Source organism: Agrobacterium sp. NPDC058088, assembly GCF_042885035.1.
In the GTDB taxonomy this organism is placed as follows: domain Bacteria; phylum Pseudomonadota; class Alphaproteobacteria; order Rhizobiales; family Rhizobiaceae; genus Agrobacterium.
Map to the genome: position 1 here is coordinate 166,614 of NZ_JBHVSU010000010.1, position 19,910 is coordinate 186,523.

The following is a 19,910-nucleotide window of genomic DNA, read 5'->3' on the forward strand; positions in this document are numbered from 1 at the left end:
CGCTCATGTCTCCTGATGATCTCGCGCGCCGAACGCTGTCACGATTTGGCGCTGTCTGCCAAGGCCATCAATGCCGAGTTCGACCACGTCGCCGGCTTTAAGGAAGACGGGCGGTTTCATTCCGAGGCCCACACCGGGCGGCGTGCCGGTGGTGATCACATCGCCTGGCATCAGACGCATGAAGCGGCTGATATAGGAAACCAGCGTTGCGATCGGGAAAATCATCTTGGACGTCGAGCCTGTCTGCATGCGCTGGCCGTTAACGTCCAGCCATAGGTCGAGATTTTGCACGTCGCCGATTTCATCCGGCGTCACCAGCCATGGTCCGAGAGGACCGAATGTCGGTCCGCTTTTGCCTTTCGTCCATTGGCCGCCGCGTTCGATCTGGAAGGCGCGTTCGGAGACATCATGGCAGACGCAGAAACCCGCAATGACGGAGAGTGCATCCTCTTCCCGCACATGATAGGCCGGCTCACCGATAACGAAGGCGATTTCGACTTCCCAATCGGTTTTTTCCGAATCCTTCAGAAGACAGATCGGATCATTCGGGCCGGAAATGCATGACGTGTGTTTGTTGAAAAGCACAGGCTCTTCAGGGATCGGCGCATTCGTTTCCAGCGCATGGTCGATGTAATTGAGGCCAACCGCCACAAAATTGCCGACAGAACCAACGCAGGGACCGATCCGCACATCAGATGGTACAGCCGGGAGCGAAGAAAGATCGATTTTTGTCAGTTTTTCAAGGGAATTGCGCGAGAGGGTTGTCCCGGCTATGTCGGTGACGATCGAAGAAAGATCGCGGATAATGCCCTCGGCGTCGAGCGCTGCCGGCTTTTCTAGGCCGATGGGACCGTAACGAAGAAGTTTCATTCTGTTTTCCTATGCGGCTGATTGCTGAAGAGCATTTTCGCCCAGCGCAAATTCAAGGCGATAAAGTCCGACTTCCACGGGTCCGACAAGGTCGGCGCTGGAGAGTTTTCGTGCCAGGTCGTCTGCGGCATCGGACACGGAGGAGGCCGAGCCGCCTTCGATCATGATGATCCAGTTGGGCACGCCAACCTGACGGCCCTTGCGTTCGGCGGTTTCGAGGCTGCTTGCGCCACTGTCTGCAATGCACAGATGGGCGCCGCTGATGCCGTTCAGCTTGCCGGTTTTGTAGAGAGCGTCAGTCAGCATGGATCGGATTGTCGCCTTGTCATTGTCGGCAACGTCAAAACGAAAAGTGGCGATGAAGCCGCCGTCACCGCAGCCATGGGAATAGTCGGTGTTGCAGACACCGCGTGTCGTGTTGCGGAAGTCTGCGGTGGAACGCCTTGTCCAGGGGGTGGGATTGTTCAGCCGCTCAAGATAGGGCTGGTCGACCAGCACCTGCGCATCCGCTGCCTCATAGAGCGTGAAATATTCAGGTGATCCCTGCTTGGCAATATAACGGCGTCCGCGCATGAAACCTGGTATCGATACCCGTTCGGGAATATGTTCGCGATTGTGCCATTCGATGAAATTATCACGGCCTTCCGGCAAGATGTCGTTCCATATGGCGACGACGGCCTTTCCCAAGAGAGACATTGGTTACCTCAATATGTTGCGCGACCGCCGGACAGGTCGAAAACCGCGCCGGTCGAGAAGCTGCATTCGGAAGAAGAGAGCCAGGCCACCATATTGGCGACTTCGGCGGGGTCGAGAAAACGCCGCATGGGAATGCGGGAGAGAATATCGTCCAGTCGTTCCCTCGGGGCATCGATACTCATTGCCGTCATGGAGGCCGCGGGCGTAATGGCGTTAACGAGAATATCCGCCGTTGCCAGTTCCTTGCCGAGGCTTTTGGTCATCGCCACCAGCCCTGCCTTGGCGGCGCTGTAGGCGGCAGCCTGATGCATGCCTTCCTTGGCCTGGATGGAGGCAACGTTGACGATGCGGCCGAAATGGCGTTCTTTCGCCGTTTCGATCATCAACGGCACCAACGCACGGCAAACAAGAAACGACCCGAACAGATTGACGTCGATGATCCTGCGAAATTCCTCGACCGGAATTTCCCACAAGGGCGCGACATTGCCGACAATGCCGGCATTGTTGACGAGGATGTCGAGCCTGCCGAACCGTTGTTGCAGATCATTGGTGGCGGTTTCGATGCTTTGTGCATCAGTGATATCGACGCCGGCATGGGGCAGGTTGGCAACGTAACCGCTTTTCACAGCTGTCGGCAGATCCCAGTGAACCACCGTGGCGCCGCAGTCCTGTAACCGCCGGCTGATGGCGGCACCGAAGCCGCCGGCAGCACCTGTAACGACCGCCACCCGGCCTTCAAGATCATAGCGTGTGGACATGTTTGAAACCATTGTTCCGCATCGAGCCCGGCAGATATGCCGGGCTCTCGGCGTCTGCAGTTATTTTGCGATCAGGCTGTTGGTGAAGAAGGCGTCTGCCGACATATCGGTCTTGACGTCCTGATATTCCTTCATCAGATCGAGTGTCTGCTGCCAGTCTGCCGCAGCCATTTCGCCGAGCGGCGCAGATGGGGCAGATGGCGACGGCAGAAGTTTGAGCGAGACTTCCAGCTGCTCTTTCAGAAGCTTGGGATCGCCGGTCGGTTTTTCCTTCACGGCTGCAGCAACTGCCGCGTCAGGATCCGCCTTGGCTGCCTCTATGGATTTCAGCGACGCCGCCACGAAGCGCTTGACCAGGTCCTGATTGCTGTCGATCAACTTGGTGTTGGTAACGATCGTCAGGCCCTGCGTGTTCACGCCCAGCTCCGCAAAAGAAAATACCTTCTGCTCCAGACCCTTTGAATTGAGAACCACGACCTGGTTTTCAAGCCCGCCGAGAATGCCCGCGGCGCGATCCTGCATGATGGCGATGATCTTGCCGGGTCCATCCACATTCAGAATATTCACCTTGGACGCATCGACGCCGTTCTTTTTCCAGATAGCGGGCAGGAGGGCGAGTGATGCCTCGCCGGCGCTGGCGGCAACCGTCTTGCCCTCCACATCCTTGATGGATTTTACGCCGGAATCCGCGCGAAACGTCATGGCATAGGGTGAGGTGTTAAGCAGACCGAGCACGGATTTGACCGGTGCGCCTTTCGAAGCGCCGGCAATGACGCTGCCACCATCGGCGATGCCGAACATATCGCCGCCAGTTGCGACCGACTGGACCGTGCGCGCCGAGCCCTGGCCTTCGCCGATCTGAAGATCGATGCCCGCCTCCTTGTAGAAACCCTTTTCTGCGCCGTAATAAAAGATGGTGTGGACACCACTCAAAAGGAAATTGAGACGGAGTGTGACCTTGTCTTCAGCCGCAGCTGACTGAGTTCCTGCCAGACCAACGGCGAGCGCGATCGCACCGCCCGCAAGCGTTTTTTTCATAATATTGAACATTTTATCCTCCCGTTTTTAATTGAAGTCCGAATTCAGGTCGCGCTTTTCCCGACAGTGAAATCGTCACGGCGCTGCGAAACGTGCCAGGGGATCGCGAAGCGTTCGATCATTTCCACGATGCCGTACAGAAGAAGGCCGAGAAGGCTGAGCACGATGATGACGGCGAAGGTCATGCTGGTATTCATGTTGCCGTTATAATTCAGCAGCAGGTATCCAAGCCCGTTGTCGGAGGCAACGAATTCCGCCACCACGGCCGCCGTTGCAGACAGTGCTGCAGCCACCTTGAAGCCGGCAAAAAGCGAGGGCAGGGCGCCAGGTAGTTCCACCTTCCAGAAAATCTTCAGTCGTCCGGCGCGATAGCTCTTGGCGAGATCGTAGACGTCAGGTTCGATAGACTTAAACGCTACGATGGAATTGACCACGATCGGAAAAAAGGAAAGCAGGAAGACTAGCAGGATCTTCGAAGGCAGGCCGAAGCCGACCCAGATAATGAAGAGCGGTGCGATGGCGATCTTTGGGATGATCTGCAGGATCACCAGCAGCGGATAAAAGATTGCCTCGAATGCACGTGAATAGACGACCAGCAAGGCAAGCAACGTTCCCATCACGACCGCCACGAGGAAGCCGAGCACCATGGGCTGCAGCGTATAGAGCGATGCGGTGAAGACAATAGGCACATTGTTATAAAGGTCCGTAAAGACCTTGCTTGGCGCCGGCAGGATATATTCCGGAACATTCAAGAGACGCACCGCGATCTCCCAGACAATGCCTGCACCCGCGAGGCTGCCTACCGTGTGGGCCTGTCCTTTGACGGCACCAATGACTTTCGAAAACATGCTTCCTCCCGAATTGCCCGCTTTTTGCTGGACAATTTCATTTTGGAACAATGTTCCATATGGACTGATGTTTCGTCAAGTGCTATTTCGGAGGCAGTGAAGGAATGAAATGCAGCGGGAGGAATGCATGTTGCAGAAGAAAAACGACAGGACCGGTTATGAACCCGGCGTCTTGTTAAAGGGTGTCAGCAAATATTTCGGGCATGCGGACACACCTGTCGTGGCATTGGAAAAACTTGACCTGACGATTGGTGACGGAGAGTTTGTCGCGATTGTCGGCCCATCCGGCTGCGGCAAATCGACGATGATGCGGCTGATCTCTCGGCTTTCTCACGCCAGCACGGGAGAGATTTCCGTTTTCGGCGACGTTTCCAAGGAACCGCCGCCCGGTATGAGCATCGTTTTTCAGAATCACGTACTTCTCGCTTGGCGAACGATCATCGACAATGTGCTGTTCCCAGCCGAAATGACCGGGCGGAACCGCGAAGAATTGCGGCCGCATGCGCTTGCGCTTCTCGAATCCGTCGGTTTGAAGGATTTCGCCGATAGGTATCCGCATGAACTTTCCGGCGGAATGAAGCAGCGCGCATCGATCGCCCGCGCTTTGCTCCTGCAACCGCGTCTGTTGTTGATGGATGAGCCCTTCGGGGCATTGGATGCGCTGACACGTGAACAGATGCGTATCGATTTGGAAGCGCTCTGGCTTAAGAATCGAATGACGGTCGTATTCATCACACACTCCATCGATGAAGCGGTTCTTCTTGCGGATCGCGTCATCGTCATGACCCCGAGACCCGGGAGAATAGAGAGGATATTGGATATCGACATGCCTCGCCCGCGTGGGCTGGCGGCGCGGCGGGAGCCGGAATTCATCGAGAAATCCGAGGAGATTACCGAGATTTTCCTTTCGCGCGGCATTTTGCAACGCCATGCCTGAAACGAATGGAGCTTTCACGTATCCAAAGAGGAAGACGCGAAAGGCCCTGCATCTTCCTGATGAAGCGTTGTCTTTTGATTGAAAATCGCGACGCATATGGGACCGGAGAATGAAATGGACAGGACGACCAATGTACCAAGCGGCGGCGTCGAGCGGACGATCGCCATGCTGGAGCTCCTTGCCTTGGCCGAGGAGCCGCTCAAACTATCCGATGTGGCTCATCAACTCGATATTCCGAAAAGCGCATGTCATCGCATCCTCACCTCCCTGATCGAGAATGGCTGGGCTTGGCAGAGTCCCGAGAGCGATTGCTACGCGCTAACCATGCGCATGGCGCTGGTGGGCCAGAAACAACTGTCGCGACTGCAAGTCTCGGATTTGCGCCAACCGATCCTGAATGCGCTCGCCGAACGCACCCGCGAACTTGTTCGTTTGACGGCTGTGCAGAATAATACGCTTGTCTGGGTCGGCTCCGCTCGCGGTCGCCGCTCAGGCCTGGTGTTTGAACCCGATATGAGCGCCGATATTGTGCCCTATGCAACGGCAAACGGTAAAATATGGCTGGCGAGCCTGGAGCGGGAGAGGGCGCTGAGGATCGCCCTTGAAGCCGGGCTCGGCCAACCCGGCCAGCAGGCTGCAAACGCCATCAATACCATCGAAGCGCTAAACCGGGAACTCGATGCCGTTGCAGGTCTCGGTTACGGCCGCGCAGTTGGCGAAGCCGAGGAGGGAGTGGGGGCAATTGCTGTCGCCATTCGCCAGGGGAAAGAGGTCGTGGGAACCATGAGCGTGGCGGCGCCGCTAACTCGTCTTACGGATGAGCGTGTGGCGGAGATATTGCCGCTTCTGGCAAGGGCTGCGAGTGACATGGAAATCGCCTGGTAGCTAATCCGGCTATTTTGGGGCCCAAGCTCAAGATAGCCGAAAAGCAAATTCGGGCGGCAGAGCCGCCCGATTTCATTATGGTGTCAAGCGACGTCGGCGTCGAACTGGATGCTGTGAAGCCGCTTGTAAAGACCATCATTCGCCAACAATTCACGCCGGCTGCCCTGTTCGACCACTTCACCATTATCCATTACGACAATCTTATCGGCCCGGTTAATGGTGGAAAGGCGGTGGGCGATGACGATGGATGTCTTGTTGAGCGTCAGACGCTCGAGCGCATCGCGCACGAGGGATTCGGATTCGGAATCCAGTGCACTCGTCGCTTCGTCGAGGATCAGAATATCCGCGTCTCGAAGCATTGCGCGAGCAATGGCCACGCGCTGGCGCTGACCGCCCGACAGACCGGAGCCGTTCTCACCGAGCTTGGTGTCGTAGCCGTCCTGCATCTTCATGATGAAATCATGCGCATTTGCGGCCTTGGCTGCAGCGATGATCTCCTCCTCCGTTGCATTGTCGCGACCGACGGAGATGTTGTGTTTGATCGTTCCGGAGAACAGGAACGTCTCCTGGCCGACATAAGAAACATGCTCGCGCAGGCTGGCGAAGGAAACATCGCGCAGATCCGTGCCGTTGATTTCAACGGAGCCGTTCTGCGGGTCGTAAAGACGCATCATGAGGTTGATGATAGTCGACTTGCCACTGCCAGAGGGGCCGACAAGCGCCGTCATCTTGCCGCCTTCGAAGAGGACGCTAACGTCGTTAAGAACCGGCTGGCCGGGCACATATTCGAAGCTTACGTTTTTAAGTTCTACATCGCCGCTCGTCTTGGGAAGCGGGACTGCGTCCTTCTTTTCGGTCAGCGTTAGCGGCGCGTCCAGCACCTGAAACATCATGCGCACGCCTATCATCCCTCCCTCGATCTGCACGCGCATGCGAGCAAGCCGTTTGGCGGGCTCGTAGGCAAGGAGAAGAGCCGTGATAAAGGCCATCAGATCGCCGGGGGAACCGCCTTTTTCAAGCACAGTGTAGCCAGAGACGGCAATTACCACTGCAATGGCAAGGCCAGACAAGGTTTCCATGATCGGGCTGGTCGCGGCTTCCAGTCTGGCTATGCCATTCGCTCGCTGCTCGACATCGGAAACCGCTTTGTTCATGCGTTGCGCCATCAGCTTCTCTAAAGAAAAAGCCTTGATGACTCGTACGCCGATGCTGGTTTCCTGGACGACGTTGACGATTTCGCTCAACGAAGCAAGTTCCGCCTCCATGATCTTTCGCACGCGCCGCAGCACGAGACGAACGCTGACGATCGCCAACGGACCAATAATCATGGAAATCGCACTCAGAAGGAAATTCTGGGCGAACATCACGATGATCAAGCCGAGGAGGGAGAAGAGGTCTCGAACGAAGGATGTGACGATTGTGTCGATGACGCTGCGGGCAGCTTGGGCGTTGTAGGTCACGCGGACCAGAAGTTCGGAAGATGGCAAATTTTGGAAAAAAGATACGCCTTGCTTGAGGAGCCTATCGTAGATTTTGCGCTGCTGCTCGGCGACGATGCTATTTCCCGCTTTGCTGAGGTAGTAGCTCTGAACAAAGGTAGCAAGACCCTTCACTATGAAGATAGCTGCAACTGCAAACGCAATCTCAAGGACGACATCGAATCCTTGCTTCAGGTAGACGCTGTTGACAATATCACGCATTATCCACGCGCTAAGAGATGTCATGCCAGCGACAACGAGCATCGCTGCGATCGCCGCAGAATACCAGCCGACGTGTTTTTTGAAGTTTTCTTTAAATAGCCGCGTTAACAGCTTTTTGTCGTCTGGCGACAAAAATGATCCGATCACTGCAATATCCTTGCGAATTCAAGATAAATATCGTTCCGAAGCAAGACCTGCTCACCACCTCATGGCAAAGGTAATTGTAGTGTCACCTAGTCAGCATGTCACTCGTATTCACCTTGTTGCACCATCCATCCGCACTGCAGGGAGATTTACGGAACTCGGATCAAAATAGTTCGGCAACGACATGCGTTTACGAGGACCAAAGTCCCCATTCTAAGCCACGCGCCGCCCACATTGGTGCGTAGGAAATAGTCTTCCTCATTCTGTCTGTCAATATCAGCGCTTCGGCTCCGTGCGCGATCATACCGTCATGCTTGGTTGCGGTCATGTCTCGTTGATCTGAGAGAGAAGATAACGGTTGCAGCGAGAGCGATTGCGGAGAGGAAGGCCATTGGGCATCTGTCGTAGCGCGTAGCGACATGCCGCCAGTCTTTGAGGCGCCCGAACAGGATCTCAATCCGGTTGCGCTGGTTGTAGCGGCGCTTGTCGTATTTGACGATCTTGTTCCGCGACTTCCCACCCGGAAAGCGCGGCGTGATCCCGTTCGCCTGTAAAGCGTCACGAAACCAGTCGGCATCGTATCCACGGTCGGTCAGTAGCCGTTTGGCTTTGGGAAGCTCGTCAATCAAGGCGGCAGCACTGGTATAATCGCTTACCTGGCCTGCCGTTAGGAAGAAATTGATCGGGCGACCGTTCGCATCCGTTACGGCATGAAGCTTGGTTTTCATGCCTTTCGTGCGTCCAATCAGGCGGCTCGCGCCCCCCTTTCTACCCGCGGGCTGGAAGCCGCGCGGTGAGCCTTAAGATAGGTCGCGTCGATTAATAGTCTTGCGCTCGGTGCTTCAGGCGCAGCCAAGCCTTCCATCATCTGGGGAAAGATGCCCTTGTCGCCCCAGTGTTTCCACCGATTATAAAGCGCTTTGTAGGGGCCATATTCGGCGCATCGCGCCACCTGAAACCGTTGCAGTTCACGAAGATGATGCCGCTCAGGACACGCTGATCATCGACGCGCCGGTGGCCATGGCCATTGGGGCTTGAAGACGAGCCATTTGCTCGCCAGTCAGCGACGCAGAGGCGAGGGACGTAGCGGTGAAAGCCATTGAGGCAGACGGTGCCCCAGCGTTTATGCGTGGGAACAACGTCACTCCATTCCGCCAAGCGTAAACCGAGGTGCTACCAAAACGGGGCTTACCAATATTTGCGTCGTTGTCAGAGTGGTATTGTGTGGCGACCTCCTGGCAAAGACGCAACACCAACACTGGCTGTTAATGCTGCTTGACGACCGCCAAAAGCGCCGTACGTCCAGCGGTCAGTGAGACATCGCTCCGTCAGCCTGTCACCGATATTAGAAGTTTTTTTAATGAGTGAGGCGGCAGATGTTTTTGACATCTCCTCGCGAACGAATGATCACAACATCTTCAGTTTCCTGCTCTTGCTGAAGCGGAACCAAGGCTGAAAACCCGCTCAAATTTTCCGGCGGCATTTTCAATTGCGAATTAATCTCGTCTCTAGGTGTTCTCAATGCTTCGACATATTGTGGCTTTCCATTGGATCCTGGGAGCTGAATGTAAACCCTCTCGCGAATTTTCTCGTCACCATCAACCGGGATAACCCAGCCCTCCAGCCGGGCAAAACGAGCACCACTTTCCTCCGTGATCTCGTTGATATCAATCGCGCCGTGGCATTCCATGGAAGTAGCGCCGTCACCATTGAAAGCCGTTCCCGGGAAAGCGATTTTGCAGGCATTAACAGTAGCAGTATTCCATTGCTTCCGCACTACAAAATCAGTGAAAATAGCAGGGTCCAGATTATCTTTGCCGCAGAAGACAAGACCGCCAAGCTGGTCTGCATCGAGGTATTTTTCCGGATGCACCAAAACATCATCAGTTTGCGTGAGCCAGTCGGGAATCGTAAAAGATTTACGCTCTGCGAAATAGGAAAATGTCGAGCTCCAGTCGTTACCCAATGCGATAAACTGCCCGCCTTCTGTTGTGGCATTTTTAATCGATTTCCCAACCGCGATGTCGCGATCATAGCTGCTGAATTGCTGAGATATGGCCGGGTAGTATTTTATTCCGAAATAGACGTAGTTTGATGCCAAGATAAAAAGGAGAATTCCCGTCACTCCTTTAGGAGCGGAATTGTGGAATGTTCCAAGTGCCAAGGCTGCAGCAAATAGAAGGAAAGCAAGGTTAGCCGCCTGATAGTAGGTATGAACAATATGCAGATTCGGGAACATCAAAAACGGCAGGAAACCCAGGGCAAGCGCGATGCAAAATAGCATCAGCTCGGTTCTTCGACCGTTCTTCATGCACCATATTGGAAAGAAGATGAACAAGCCCACTCCGACGACAGCACCGAGATTTCCGACGAACATTCGCGATAGAATGACTTTATCGTAGATCGTAGGTTCAAATCTCTGAGCCAGCGTGCCCCAGTTCCAGGAGTTCAGACGATCGGATGTCAGATACTCGCCGAGTATGTTCAGCGATTTCTGATCGTCGGTAAATTTTACCCACACGTAAGCCACTATGACGGGAAACAAGAAGCCGAAAATCGGGACAGCAAGTACATTTAATTTGAAGAGCGATTTGAATTGTTCCGTCTGACGGAGGGTCACATAGGCATAGATCAACGCCGCCACGATCATCACGGGCAATGCTGTAGTCGACTTCTGCAGCAAAGCGAGCGTTGCACACAAAAGCAGAAATGCGTTGCAACGGATGCTAAAACCCTCGCGCATGCCGAGTGAAAAATAGTATAGAAATGCGATGGTGAAGAAAAGCGCCGTTGTCTCGATCATAAAAGACCGCCCCCAGTACAAATATAAGGGGGATGATAATAGTAAGGCCGAAAATATGTAGAATGTCTCGCACTTAAGCTTAAATATTCTAAATATTCCAGCGGCAGGCCAGAGGCATGCTAGCAAAAATATGTAACTCACCAGCCGCCCGACAGCATCAAGCGACAGGTTAAATGTTTTCGCTATAACGGCCACGATCCCTTGGTAAAGCGGAAACTCAAACGGTATGGCCCAGGGTCTTCCACCTACCGGCGTTTGATAAGCGAAAGTGAATCCTTCCTTAATAATCCAGAAAGATGTTATTGCGGTCTGCGTCTGACGAAACGCATACATATCGAGCGGCTGTTGCGTTAAGTAATAAAGAGAAAAGAAGGCAGATATACACAGCGTGGCCAGTGCTATTAGCACCAGCCGTTGATTGATGAATTTCATTATAAAACTTCTGCCTCTGCTTCAAACTCGCTGAGCTATCCGGTTTAGGCCGAAAATTGTCAAGCTGGTTGGAGATCGGTCGATTGCAGGTTGGCAATGCCATATCCGCGCCCGCAGGGTTACCAGGAAATGGTCGGCTGGCGCATTTCCAATTCTGCAAATGAGCGGATAGCAATGGGGTAGTTATTTTCGTATAGGCTGTAGCGACGCGACGTGAGAGAGCAAGGGCATTATGAGTTTAGACCTTTCATCAGAGAGACAGAGTTCCACAGCTGACGAGGCCCGGCCCGCTTTACCCATTGTCGTTGATTTGGATGGAACGCTTCTTTTATCGGATACGCTTTATGAGGCCGCGGCACTCTCATTGTTCCGGAAGCCTTTCGCTCTCCTATCGGCGCTGCCAACCCTTTCACGTGGCCGCCATGTCCTTAAAGCCTCCATCGCAAAACACTTGGATCTCACTTCACTTGTTTTGCCATTCAGGGAAGATCTGGTGAATTGGCTGCGCCAGAAAGCAGGTGAGGGGCACGCTCTCCATTTATGTTCTGCTGCGGACCAGTCGATCGTTGATGTTGTTGCAGCGAAGGTTGGAATATTTGATTCCGCAGTTGGATCCAGCCAGAGCAACCTGAAAGGCCCTGCAAAAGCGAACTATCTGGCCTCGCGTTTTCCAGAAGGGTTCATCTATGTCGGCGATAGCAAGGCAGATTTGTCGGTTTGGGATGCAGCGGATGCAATAGTTTTGGCTGGCGCGAGTAGCGGCGTTGCTGCAAAGGCTAAGAAGCTGAACAAGCCCGTGATTGCCGAGTTTTCCACCGCGCCCCTAGGTATAAAAGAGTTTTTGAAGGCAATTCGTGTCCATCACTGGACAAAAAACGTTTTGATTTTTGTTCCGCTAATTCTCGCTCACCAATGGTCAAACGCATCTTTGATTGTCGAAACGCTACTCGCATTTGTCTGTCTGCTGGCGGTGACATCCGGTACGTACCTCTTGAACGATATTGCCGATCTGCACGCAGATCGACAGCATTGGTCGAAACGCAGCCGAGCTATGGCCAGCGGCCGCTTGTCGATCAGATCGGGCTTCGTGCTTTCGGTAGCACTTATTTTAGCTGGCTTTCTTGCGGCAGGTCTGCTTTCGTTGCAATTCGCTTCGGTGCTTTTGGGTTACTTTGTTGTCACAGGCACCTATTCACTCGGGCTTAAGCGTATTCCTCTGCTCGATACGCTGATAATCGGTCTCCTCTTTACATCCCGTGTGGTGATGGGCGCTGTTCTGTTAGAGCATTCGCGTCCGGCTTGGCTTCTGACATTTGCTGTTTTCCTTTTCTTTTCCCTCGCTGTTGCGAAACGCCATACCGAGATTGTTCGTGCGTCCACCAGCGGCGCCGCGAGCCTTAAGAGCAGAGGTTATGAGGTAGGGGATGCGCCGCTCACACTTGCGCTCGGCGTGAGTGCGGCGATGGCGTCGCTTGTCGTTCTGGTTATTTTTATCCTGATGGAAATGCTGGCGGGCAATGACTATGCGCGTCCAGAATTTCTATCCGCAATTCCTGTCCTGTTGTCGATATGGCTAGGCCGTATTTGGATATTGGCTCACAGGGGAAGGATGAACGACGACCCCGTCAGTTTCGCCATCAGGGACAATGTAAGTATCGGTCTCGGAGCGGCCATTGCGATCGTTTTTCTGGTGGCGTTATGAGCCGTTTTGCGTCCGCTTTTGGAGTTAGTTCGTGGGGCGGCGTGCTTAGGGTCCAGCATATGCTGTCGCGGCCGACTTGGCGAGACGAATTGCCGGCATTGATGAATGAGGCTCTTAAACGAGATATTTCCTTGTTAGCGTGTGGTCTGCGCCGTTCCTATGGCGATAGCGGACTAAACCCGAACGGAGGGTTGATCGACATGACTTCCCTTGACAGAGTGGTTCACTTCGATCCGGAAACAAGGCTCCTGCGTGCAGAGGCAGGTTTGTCCATCGACACCATCCTCAGGATCATTGTTCATCAAGGGTATTTTATACCTGTCACCCCCGGCACCCGTTTTGTAACGATAGCCGGCGCTATCGCAAACGACGTGCATGGTAAAAACCATCACAGAACCGGCACTATAGGCCGTTGGGTAAGGCGCATTGGCTTGTTGCGATCCGATGGAGAAGAAATCGAATTGGCTGCGGACGACGCGACCGGGCTGTTCGCCGCGACCGTAGGCGGATTAGGGCTGACAGGGCTGATAACATGGGTCGAGTTGGAGGTAATACCCATCCAGAGCGCTATCATCGACGTTGAAAACGTTCCATTTGGTAATACAAAAGAGTTTTTTCACCTTGCTGAGGAAAGCGAGGTAGATTTCGAATATAGCGTCTCCTGGATTGACTGCCTTTCTGGCGGAGACAGGCTGGGGCGGGGAATATTTACGCGTGGAAATCACGCAAAACTTGGTTCCCGTCTGCTGGACAGCGGCAATACTGCGCTCACCATGCCCGTTAGCTTGCCGGCTGCAGCTATGAACAGCTATTCTATTCGTGCCTTCAATGCCGCTTACTTCTACCGTGGCAGCAAGAAAAGCGGGAAAAGCAGGACGGGTATCTATCCTTTTTTTTATCCGCTGGACTCGATCGGCCGCTGGAACCGCATGTATGGCAAGAGGGGCATGTATCAATACCAATCCGTTGTCCCTCCATCTGTCCAGGAAGACGCGACGAATGAGATGTTGAAAACGATTGCCGCGAGTGGACAGGGCTCGTTTCTTGCTGTCCTTAAGACATTCGGTTCAATCCAGTCTCCCGGACTTCTTTCGTTCCCGCGCGAGGGGACAACTCTGGCGTTGGATTTTCCGAATCGGGGAGAGACGACGCTGAAGTTGATGGATCGGCTGGATGCTATTGTAATGGAAGCTAAAGGACGGCTTTATCCCGCCAAAGACGGAAGAATGCCGGCCAGGATATTCCAGGCGGGCTATCCGGACTGGCGTCTCTTCTCAAAACATATCGATCCGATATTTCGTTCAGGTTTTTGGACGCGCGTGACTCAGGATTAAAGGAAAAAAATTGCGAATTATTCTCTTGGGAGCCACTTCCTCGATCGCTATGGCGACAGCGCGTATTTATGCCGCCGAAGGCGCATCCATTGTGCTTGTCGGTCGCGATAGGGGCCGTTTGGAACAAACGTCGGCCGACTTGAGGAGCCGAGGTGCAGGGCGGGTTGAGATTGCTACCTGCGATCTCGCAACACCGCATGACGCTGCTGGTCAACTGCGGGCTTTCGCCGACCAGATCGGCGGAGTCGATCACATCATCCTAGCCTATGGCATTCTGGGTGATCAATATGAGGCTGAGCGCGACGCAGAAATTGCGGAAGAGATATTGAGGGTAAATTTCAATTCCGCTGCCACCTGGTGCCTGGCGTCTGCAGATTTGCTCGAGCGACAGGCTAGGGGCACGCTGGTAGTTATCGGATCGGTTGCGGGAGATCGCGGGCGGCGCGCCAACTATGTTTATGGCGCAGCAAAGTCTGGACTGGCCGTGCTTGTGCAAGGAATTGCACACCGTTTCGCCAACAAAGGGCCGCGTGCTGTCTTGGTGAAACCTGGTCCGACGATAACGCCAATGACAGAGGGCATGAAGAGGAACGGCCTTCTTTGGGCGCGGCCGGAGCAGATTGCGGCGGTGATTCATGCCAGCGCGCTTCGCGGTGGGCCAATCGCTTATGCGCCGGGGTTCTGGCGCTACATTATGCTGATTATCCGCAATATCCCCAGCCGCATCTTCAATCGGATGGAGATTTAATGAGAAAGATTCTTGTAACGGGCGCTGCGGGTCTGGTCGGCCAAAATATAATTGCGCGCCTCAAGGGTGTCGAAGGGCTTGAGATCGTCGGCATTGACAAACATCCCAGCAACACAGCTTTGCTTCGCCAGTTGAACCCTGAGATCGAAGTCATAGAAGCCGATCTGGCCGGACCTGGGGAATGGCAAGATGCGTTCCGGGGTGTCGACGCCGTGTTGCTAAATCAAGCACAGATCGGTGGTCTGGACGAACGCGAGTTCATAGAGAACAACGTCACCGCGACGGAAAATATAGTCGCGGCGATGCGCAAGCACAAAACGCCTTATTTCGTGCATATCTCATCTTCGGTGGTGAATTCAAAGGCTGATGATTTCTACACGCGATCAAAGACGGCGCAGGAACAGTTCATCGACACAGTGACGGACATTCCGCACGTGATTTTGCGGCCTACACTGATGTTCGGCTGGTTTGATCGTAAGCATCTGGGTTGGCTTCGCCGGTTCATGGATCGCGTGCCGGTCTTCCCGATTCCTGGTGACGGCAAGTTCATCAGGCAGCCTTTGTATGTCGGGGATTTTGCAGCGATCATCATCTCGTCCATGGAGAAAATGCCCACAGGTACCTACGATATTTCGGGGCTGGAGCAGGTGTATTATGGCGATCTGATTAATCTGATCCATACCACGGTGAAGCCGAAAGCCCGGATCATTCATATCCCTTACACGGTGTTTTGGTGGCTTCTTTTCGTGTACGGAAAGTTGAGTTCCAAGCCACCTTTCACAACGAGCCAACTTGAGGCGCTCGTGATACCCGAAACATTTCCAGTCATTGATTGGCCGGCGGTCTTTGGGGTGGAGGCCACTCCATTGCGTAACGCAATCACCGAGACCTATTTACACCCCACATACAGCAAGATTGTGTTGGATTTTTAGGAGACAGTACCAATGAGCCGCATTGTGGTGATTGGGGCGGGGGCCATGGGGCTTGCCGCAGCGCATCGCGCCGTAAGCTTGGGGCATGAGGTCGATTTGATCGAAAGCGACTCAGTGGCCGGTGGAATGGCCGCCCATTTTGATTTTGGCGGATTGTCGATCGAACGTTTTTATCATTTTGTCTGTAAATCCGACGAGCCAACCTTTGCGCTGATGCGGGAACTCGGCATCGCCGACCGGATGAAGTGGCGTGGAACGTCAATGGGTTACTTCATGAAGGGGAAGATTCATCCCTGGGGCGATCCGATCTCCCTGTTACGGTTCCCGCATCTGAGCTTGATCGCAAAATTCCGGACGGGGCTTCAAATGTTCCTGACGACGAAAGCGCGCGACTTCTCCAAGGTTGAACACAAGACTGCGCGGCAGTGGCTTGAACAGGGTTCCGGCAAAGAAGTGTATGGCACACTTTGGAAGCGTTTGATGGAATTGAAGTTCTACGAGCTTGCCGACGATATTTCCGCCTCCTGGATTGCAACGCGCGTGCGTCGTATCGGCAACTCCCGGCGCTCGATATTTCAGGAGGAACTTGGCTATATTGACGGTGGAAGCCAGGTCTTGGTCGATGCGCTTGTTGAAGCCTATACGGAAAAGGGCGGACGCTTGCATCTCGGCGCTGCCGCCGAACGGATAGAATGCGCGGATGGCAAGGTTGCAGGAGTTCGGACGAAGGAGCGTTTCTTTCCCGCCGATGCTGTCATTTCCACCCTGCCGACGCCGTTGGTCTCCCGCTTGGTGCCTGATCTCCCCGAAGCGTCGAAAAAGAAATACGATGATATTCGCAATATCGGCGTGGTTTGCCTTCTCTTCAAATTGAAGAAGTCCATCAGCCGCCATTTCTGGATCAATATCGTTGATGATACCATCGAGATACCCGGGCTAATTGAGTTTTCCAATCTTCGCCCCGTGAGCGACACTGTCGTTTATGTGCCGTATTACATGCCGACGACGAATCACAAATGGAGCTGGACTGACCAGCAGTTCATCGATGAGGCTTTGGGATACATTAAAAAAGTAAATCCCGATGTAAGTGACAACGATGTTATCGAAGCGAGAGTTGGCCGGCTCGCCTATGCGCAGCCAGTTTGCGAGCCAAATTTCTACGATAAATTGCCGCCTGTTCAGACGCGCATTTCGGGGCTCCAGATTGCCGACACTTCCTACTATTATCCTGAGGATCGGGGCATCGCGGAAAGCGTGAGGCTTGGCAAAGCGATGGCTGAAGCCGTCCCGAAATGAGATCGATTTCCGGAATGATCTCATCACCTTTCGTTCGCTTCGTGGTGTCAGGCGGTATAGCCGCCGGCGTGAATGTTCTTTCGCGGGCAGCGCTATCCACAATCACCAGCTATTCTGCTGCAATCGTGATAGCCTACCTCATCGGCATGACAACGGCCTATGGCCTTATGAAACTATTCGTTTTCGAGGAGTCAGGTCGCCGACCTGAGGCGGAGTATCTGCGCTTTGGTTTGGTGAACATGGTTGCGTTAGCCCAGGTCTGGCTTGTAAGCCTCGGCTTGGCGCGATGGTTGTTCCCACTTGCAGGTTTCGATTTTCATCCAGAATCCGTGGCGCATGTCATCGGAGTTTTAAGCCCAGTAGCTATGAGTTACTTCCTGCATAAGTACTTTACGTTTTCATCAAAATGATCGCAGGTCTGCAGCTACTGGCGCCAGGATCTGTTGATTTCTGAAGGGATGTGATCCACGTTTTCTGGAAGGAGAATCTGATGGCCGATCTGTTTTTGCTGTGGGGGCATCAGATGGCGCGCCTATCGCCGTGTTTTCCGATTTGACATGGCGAAGTGCGGGTCGAAAATGGGTGCGTGATGGGGGGCATCATCTGTGTCGTCAGTAACGGGTTGCAGCGGGAAGGCGCACCATCGGGCCACGGTCCACACAAGATGTTCTACAAGAGTTTTGACCGGCTTCGACCCTGCTCAGTCTCTTCATTGACATTATTCACTTTTCCTTTGAAATGAGCAGCCGACCAAATGCGACCATAGTGTGGACATGCTTTATTCAATCCAATTTCTACGTTTTATCGCCGCCTTTCTGGTCGTCTTGAACCATAGCACGCAGGACTTCGCGAACCAAACCTGGGTTCTTGGCGCCGCAGGAGTCGATATTTTCTTCGTAATAAGCGGTGTTGTCATTACACTCTCAACTAAAGAAGGAATGCCAGCTGCTTACTTTTTAGCTAGGCGAGCTACGAGGATTTATCCGTTTTATTGGCTCGCCACCGCTTTTTTCATTCTATTCACATGGTACGCTTGGGATTCAATTCCGACTTGGCAAAACCTTCTACGGTCAGTCTTCCTGATCCCTGAATTTGGATACCAGCGCCAGCCAGTGTATTTCCCAGCGTGGACGCTATATTACGAATTGTTGTTTTATGTCGTGTTCGGCGTTCTGCTCGCCTTGAAGGTGCGACAGGTCGCATTCACCTCAGTACTCATAATGCTATTCCTGGCTATAGCGAAAATTCCGGTCCCGTTTCGCGAACCCGGTATTTACTTTGAAAACAATATTGTTCTCGAATTTGCGGCAGGGGTCGTTATTGCTCTGTTTCATCAACGAGGGCTAAGGCTTTCAAGAAATCTAGCTACGAAGTGCGTAATGGTCGCAGTGGCGATTTTCGTCATCACGCCACAACCAGACTATTCAAGAGAGCTGCAATGGGGATTACCTGCGGCCCTATTGGTATTTGGGTTTATCCACTTCGAGGACAAAAGTTGGCTTCACTCGCGTCTAATTAGTTTATTAGGCGACGCCAGCTACGCCATATATTTAACTCACATAACCATAATGCAATTTATGGGCGAAGCGTTTGCTTGGAACGGCATCATTCTGAAAAACTATCCCCTTTTCGCGATCCCCTTGACTATCGTCGTCCCCACTGTTGTGGGACTGCAAATCCACGTGATGATCGAGAAGCCAATGCTACTGAAACTTAGGAACTTGACTGCGACGGTACTTGCGCGTCGAGCGCGAGTCCGGACCAGTTCTCTGGCTTCCAAGTAATTGCGATCAATCGCGAATCATCGACGAGCGCCAGCAGAAGCGACACAAGCGAATGTTCGAAAAGAAGATACAACCAGACAAGTCGAGGTTGGATAGGGCTTGCGCCTTCGTTGATATTCTTCGAAAGCATCGGGCCTTCCTTGCAGCTTGGACACCCGAGGGATTGTTGGAGAGGCTCGAGAAAGGCAAGGATTTCACTGCGCCTATGAAGACCAAGCTCCTGATTATGCAAGCTTACTGTCAACTCGCTATTGGGGATTTGGCGAAAGATGAGATGCAAAATGTTAAAGACTTATTCGACGGAGCAATGCATCAACATTCTAATCTGCTCGAATCGGCCCTGCGCGAGACCAATAAAGCCTTTACGAGCCTCCTTACGCCAATCGTAGCGCTCTCTGATACTTTGCACGTCCTCGGCGTAGCGGAGCAAGTGCCGATAATAAGAGACTGGAAGAAGTCAGCAATTTTCGAGGTGCAATTCCAGTTGGCCGAGATGTACGCCAAGCTTGATGCCTTTATCATGGAATTCGAAGAGCTGGCGAAGAACTGTAAGCGGCAAGGAGACCCCATCTGGCGCGTCAGATGCTGAGTAGGGTTAGGCGTATGGCGATAGCCTTCGAAACCTGTACACTGGTTGACCTGCCACTGAACTTTCATCCGGCGGCGATTATAGCCTCGGCGGTTTTGAACCGCCCCCAAATATTGGACCAGCTGAGGCTGGAGTTTTCCGGCTTCATTCAGGGAGGCGGGCTGGTTGAGCCTCCTGATTTCATCAGCGAGATCGGTACCTTATTGCCGATCGCACCATGCGGCCGAAACTCATTATAGTCTATACGCCAATCCTCCATCTTTTCGCGGGCATCCGCAAGGGTCAGGAACCAGTGCTGATTCAGACATTCGGCGCGGAAGGTAAGCCCACGGTGAAGGCCGTCTTGCGATGACGGCCTGCTGACTGCCAGTCCTAGTGGTAACACTAGGAGTAGTCATATGACGAAGCATCCAA

General features: G+C 53.5%; 17 protein-coding genes and 2 pseudogenes. 10 read left to right on the forward strand and 9 right to left on the reverse strand.

Annotation, left to right across the window (positions count from 1 at the left end):
* Positions 1 to 3: 3 nt before the first annotated feature.
* Genes ACFVTJ_RS21655 through ACFVTJ_RS21675 form a run of 5 tightly spaced genes read right to left on the reverse strand, consistent with a single transcriptional unit; the run spans position 4 to position 4,210 of the window.
* Positions 4 to 870 (reverse strand): fumarylacetoacetate hydrolase family protein, encoded by an 867-nt coding sequence (locus ACFVTJ_RS21655; RefSeq protein WP_386910649.1) that lies wholly within the window; start codon positions 868 to 870, stop codon positions 4 to 6.
* A 9-nt stretch (positions 871 to 879) separates the two neighbouring features.
* Positions 880 to 1,566: a hypothetical protein gene (locus tag ACFVTJ_RS21660; protein WP_386910650.1), complete on the reverse strand. Its 687-nt coding sequence runs from the start codon at positions 1,564 to 1,566 to the stop codon at positions 880 to 882.
* An 8-nt stretch (positions 1,567 to 1,574) separates the two neighbouring features.
* Entirely contained in the window at positions 1,575 to 2,324 is a 750-nt protein-coding gene (locus tag ACFVTJ_RS21665) for an SDR family NAD(P)-dependent oxidoreductase (RefSeq protein ID WP_386910651.1), read from the reverse strand.
* Positions 2,325 to 2,384: 60 nt separating this feature from the next.
* The gene (locus ACFVTJ_RS21670) at positions 2,385 to 3,374 is read right to left on the reverse strand and encodes an ABC transporter substrate-binding protein (protein ID WP_386910652.1); all 990 of its coding nucleotides are present in this window, start codon (positions 3,372 to 3,374) and stop codon (positions 2,385 to 2,387) included.
* A 32-nt stretch (positions 3,375 to 3,406) separates the two neighbouring features.
* Positions 3,407 to 4,210, reverse strand: coding sequence for an ABC transporter permease (locus ACFVTJ_RS21675; protein ID WP_386910653.1), 804 nt, complete (start codon positions 4,208 to 4,210; stop codon positions 3,407 to 3,409).
* A gap of 127 nt (positions 4,211 to 4,337) precedes the next feature.
* Here ACFVTJ_RS21675 and ACFVTJ_RS21680 point away from each other — a divergent pair, with 127 nt between their 5' ends.
* Together ACFVTJ_RS21680 and ACFVTJ_RS21685 are read left to right on the forward strand one after the other, a co-directional pair.
* Positions 4,338 to 5,147 (forward strand): ABC transporter ATP-binding protein, encoded by an 810-nt coding sequence (locus ACFVTJ_RS21680; protein ID WP_386910654.1) that lies wholly within the window; start codon positions 4,338 to 4,340, stop codon positions 5,145 to 5,147.
* Between the two features lie 114 nt (positions 5,148 to 5,261).
* Positions 5,262 to 6,032: an IclR family transcriptional regulator gene (locus ACFVTJ_RS21685; RefSeq protein ID WP_334152695.1), complete on the forward strand. Its 771-nt coding sequence runs from the start codon at positions 5,262 to 5,264 to the stop codon at positions 6,030 to 6,032.
* An 83-nt stretch (positions 6,033 to 6,115) separates the two neighbouring features.
* Here ACFVTJ_RS21685 and ACFVTJ_RS21690 read toward each other — a convergent pair whose 3' ends face one another.
* From ACFVTJ_RS21690 to ACFVTJ_RS21700, 3 genes and pseudogenes are all read right to left on the reverse strand, one after another.
* Complete coding sequence (locus ACFVTJ_RS21690; RefSeq protein WP_386910655.1) at positions 6,116 to 7,879, reverse strand: ABC transporter ATP-binding protein; 1,764 nt, start codon at positions 7,877 to 7,879, stop codon at positions 6,116 to 6,118.
* A gap of 305 nt (positions 7,880 to 8,184) precedes the next feature.
* A pseudogene (locus ACFVTJ_RS21695) lies at positions 8,185 to 8,925 on the reverse strand (IS5 family transposase).
* 308 nt (positions 8,926 to 9,233) lie between these two features.
* Positions 9,234 to 11,111 (reverse strand): hypothetical protein, encoded by a 1,878-nt coding sequence (locus ACFVTJ_RS21700; RefSeq protein WP_386910656.1) that lies wholly within the window; start codon positions 11,109 to 11,111, stop codon positions 9,234 to 9,236.
* Positions 11,112 to 11,343: 232 nt separating this feature from the next.
* Here ACFVTJ_RS21700 and ACFVTJ_RS21705 point away from each other — a divergent pair, with 232 nt between their 5' ends.
* The 8 genes from ACFVTJ_RS21705 to ACFVTJ_RS21740 all read left to right on the forward strand — a co-directional run bounded on the left by ACFVTJ_RS21705 (position 11,344) and on the right by ACFVTJ_RS21740 (position 19,496).
* Positions 11,344 to 12,813, forward strand: coding sequence for a UbiA family prenyltransferase (locus ACFVTJ_RS21705; protein ID WP_386910657.1), 1,470 nt, complete (start codon positions 11,344 to 11,346; stop codon positions 12,811 to 12,813).
* A 59-nt stretch (positions 12,814 to 12,872) separates the two neighbouring features.
* The gene (locus tag ACFVTJ_RS21710; protein ID WP_386910658.1) at positions 12,873 to 14,147 is read left to right on the forward strand and encodes an FAD-dependent oxidoreductase; all 1,275 of its coding nucleotides are present in this window, start codon (positions 12,873 to 12,875) and stop codon (positions 14,145 to 14,147) included.
* Positions 14,148 to 14,157: 10 nt separating this feature from the next.
* Positions 14,158 to 14,895 carry an SDR family NAD(P)-dependent oxidoreductase gene (locus ACFVTJ_RS21715; RefSeq protein ID WP_386910659.1) on the forward strand — a complete coding sequence of 246 codons (738 nt, stop codon included), beginning with the start codon at positions 14,158 to 14,160 and terminating at the stop codon, positions 14,893 to 14,895.
* Positions 14,895 to 15,827, forward strand: a complete 933-nt coding sequence (locus ACFVTJ_RS21720; RefSeq protein ID WP_386910660.1) for an NAD-dependent epimerase/dehydratase family protein — start codon at positions 14,895 to 14,897, stop codon at positions 15,825 to 15,827. The genes ACFVTJ_RS21715 and ACFVTJ_RS21720 overlap by 1 nt, the downstream gene beginning before the upstream one ends.
* A gap of 12 nt (positions 15,828 to 15,839) precedes the next feature.
* The gene (locus ACFVTJ_RS21725) at positions 15,840 to 17,123 is read left to right on the forward strand and encodes an NAD(P)/FAD-dependent oxidoreductase (protein ID WP_386910661.1); all 1,284 of its coding nucleotides are present in this window, start codon (positions 15,840 to 15,842) and stop codon (positions 17,121 to 17,123) included.
* Entirely contained in the window at positions 17,120 to 17,533 is a 414-nt protein-coding gene (locus tag ACFVTJ_RS21730) for a GtrA family protein (RefSeq protein WP_386910662.1), read from the forward strand. Before ACFVTJ_RS21725 ends, ACFVTJ_RS21730 begins: the two co-directional genes overlap by 4 nt.
* Positions 17,534 to 17,896: 363 nt before the next feature.
* Positions 17,897 to 18,907, forward strand: a complete 1,011-nt coding sequence (locus ACFVTJ_RS21735; RefSeq protein WP_386910669.1) for an acyltransferase family protein — start codon at positions 17,897 to 17,899, stop codon at positions 18,905 to 18,907.
* Between the two features lie 52 nt (positions 18,908 to 18,959).
* Positions 18,960 to 19,496, forward strand: a complete 537-nt coding sequence (locus tag ACFVTJ_RS21740; RefSeq protein ID WP_386910663.1) for a hypothetical protein — start codon at positions 18,960 to 18,962, stop codon at positions 19,494 to 19,496.
* A gap of 148 nt (positions 19,497 to 19,644) precedes the next feature.
* Here ACFVTJ_RS21740 and ACFVTJ_RS21745 read toward each other — a convergent pair.
* Positions 19,645 to 19,815 (reverse strand): annotated as a pseudogene (locus ACFVTJ_RS21745) (transposase); the annotation flags it as partial.
* Between the last annotated feature and the right edge of the window lie 95 nt (positions 19,816 to 19,910).

What these genes read in the sequence shown, in the direction of transcription:
- ACFVTJ_RS21675 (WP_386910653.1), bottom strand. Translation starts at nt 4,210, where the DNA reads ATGTTTTCGAAAGTCATTGGTGCCGTCAAAGGACAGGCCCACACGGTA.
- ACFVTJ_RS21655 (WP_386910649.1), bottom strand. Translation starts at nt 870, where the DNA reads ATGAAACTTCTTCGTTACGGTCCCATCGGCCTAGAAAAGCCGGCAGCG.
- ACFVTJ_RS21730 (WP_386910662.1), top strand. Translation starts at nt 17,120, where the DNA reads ATGAGATCGATTTCCGGAATGATCTCATCACCTTTCGTTCGCTTCGTG.
- ACFVTJ_RS21705 (WP_386910657.1), top strand. Translation starts at nt 11,344, where the DNA reads ATGAGTTTAGACCTTTCATCAGAGAGACAGAGTTCCACAGCTGACGAG.
- ACFVTJ_RS21670 (WP_386910652.1), bottom strand. Translation starts at nt 3,374, where the DNA reads ATGTTCAATATTATGAAAAAAACGCTTGCGGGCGGTGCGATCGCGCTC.
- ACFVTJ_RS21725 (WP_386910661.1), top strand. Translation starts at nt 15,840, where the DNA reads ATGAGCCGCATTGTGGTGATTGGGGCGGGGGCCATGGGGCTTGCCGCA.
- ACFVTJ_RS21700 (WP_386910656.1), bottom strand. Translation starts at nt 11,111, where the DNA reads ATGAAATTCATCAATCAACGGCTGGTGCTAATAGCACTGGCCACGCTG.
- ACFVTJ_RS21735 (WP_386910669.1), top strand. Translation starts at nt 17,897, where the DNA reads ATGCTTTATTCAATCCAATTTCTACGTTTTATCGCCGCCTTTCTGGTC.
- ACFVTJ_RS21685 (WP_334152695.1), top strand. Translation starts at nt 5,262, where the DNA reads ATGGACAGGACGACCAATGTACCAAGCGGCGGCGTCGAGCGGACGATC.
- ACFVTJ_RS21740 (WP_386910663.1), top strand. Translation starts at nt 18,960, where the DNA reads ATGTTCGAAAAGAAGATACAACCAGACAAGTCGAGGTTGGATAGGGCT.
- ACFVTJ_RS21720 (WP_386910660.1), top strand. Translation starts at nt 14,895, where the DNA reads ATGAGAAAGATTCTTGTAACGGGCGCTGCGGGTCTGGTCGGCCAAAAT.
- ACFVTJ_RS21710 (WP_386910658.1), top strand. Translation starts at nt 12,873, where the DNA reads ATGCTGTCGCGGCCGACTTGGCGAGACGAATTGCCGGCATTGATGAAT.
- ACFVTJ_RS21680 (WP_386910654.1), top strand. Translation starts at nt 4,338, where the DNA reads ATGTTGCAGAAGAAAAACGACAGGACCGGTTATGAACCCGGCGTCTTG.
- ACFVTJ_RS21665 (WP_386910651.1), bottom strand. Translation starts at nt 2,324, where the DNA reads ATGTCCACACGCTATGATCTTGAAGGCCGGGTGGCGGTCGTTACAGGT.
- ACFVTJ_RS21660 (WP_386910650.1), bottom strand. Translation starts at nt 1,566, where the DNA reads ATGTCTCTCTTGGGAAAGGCCGTCGTCGCCATATGGAACGACATCTTG.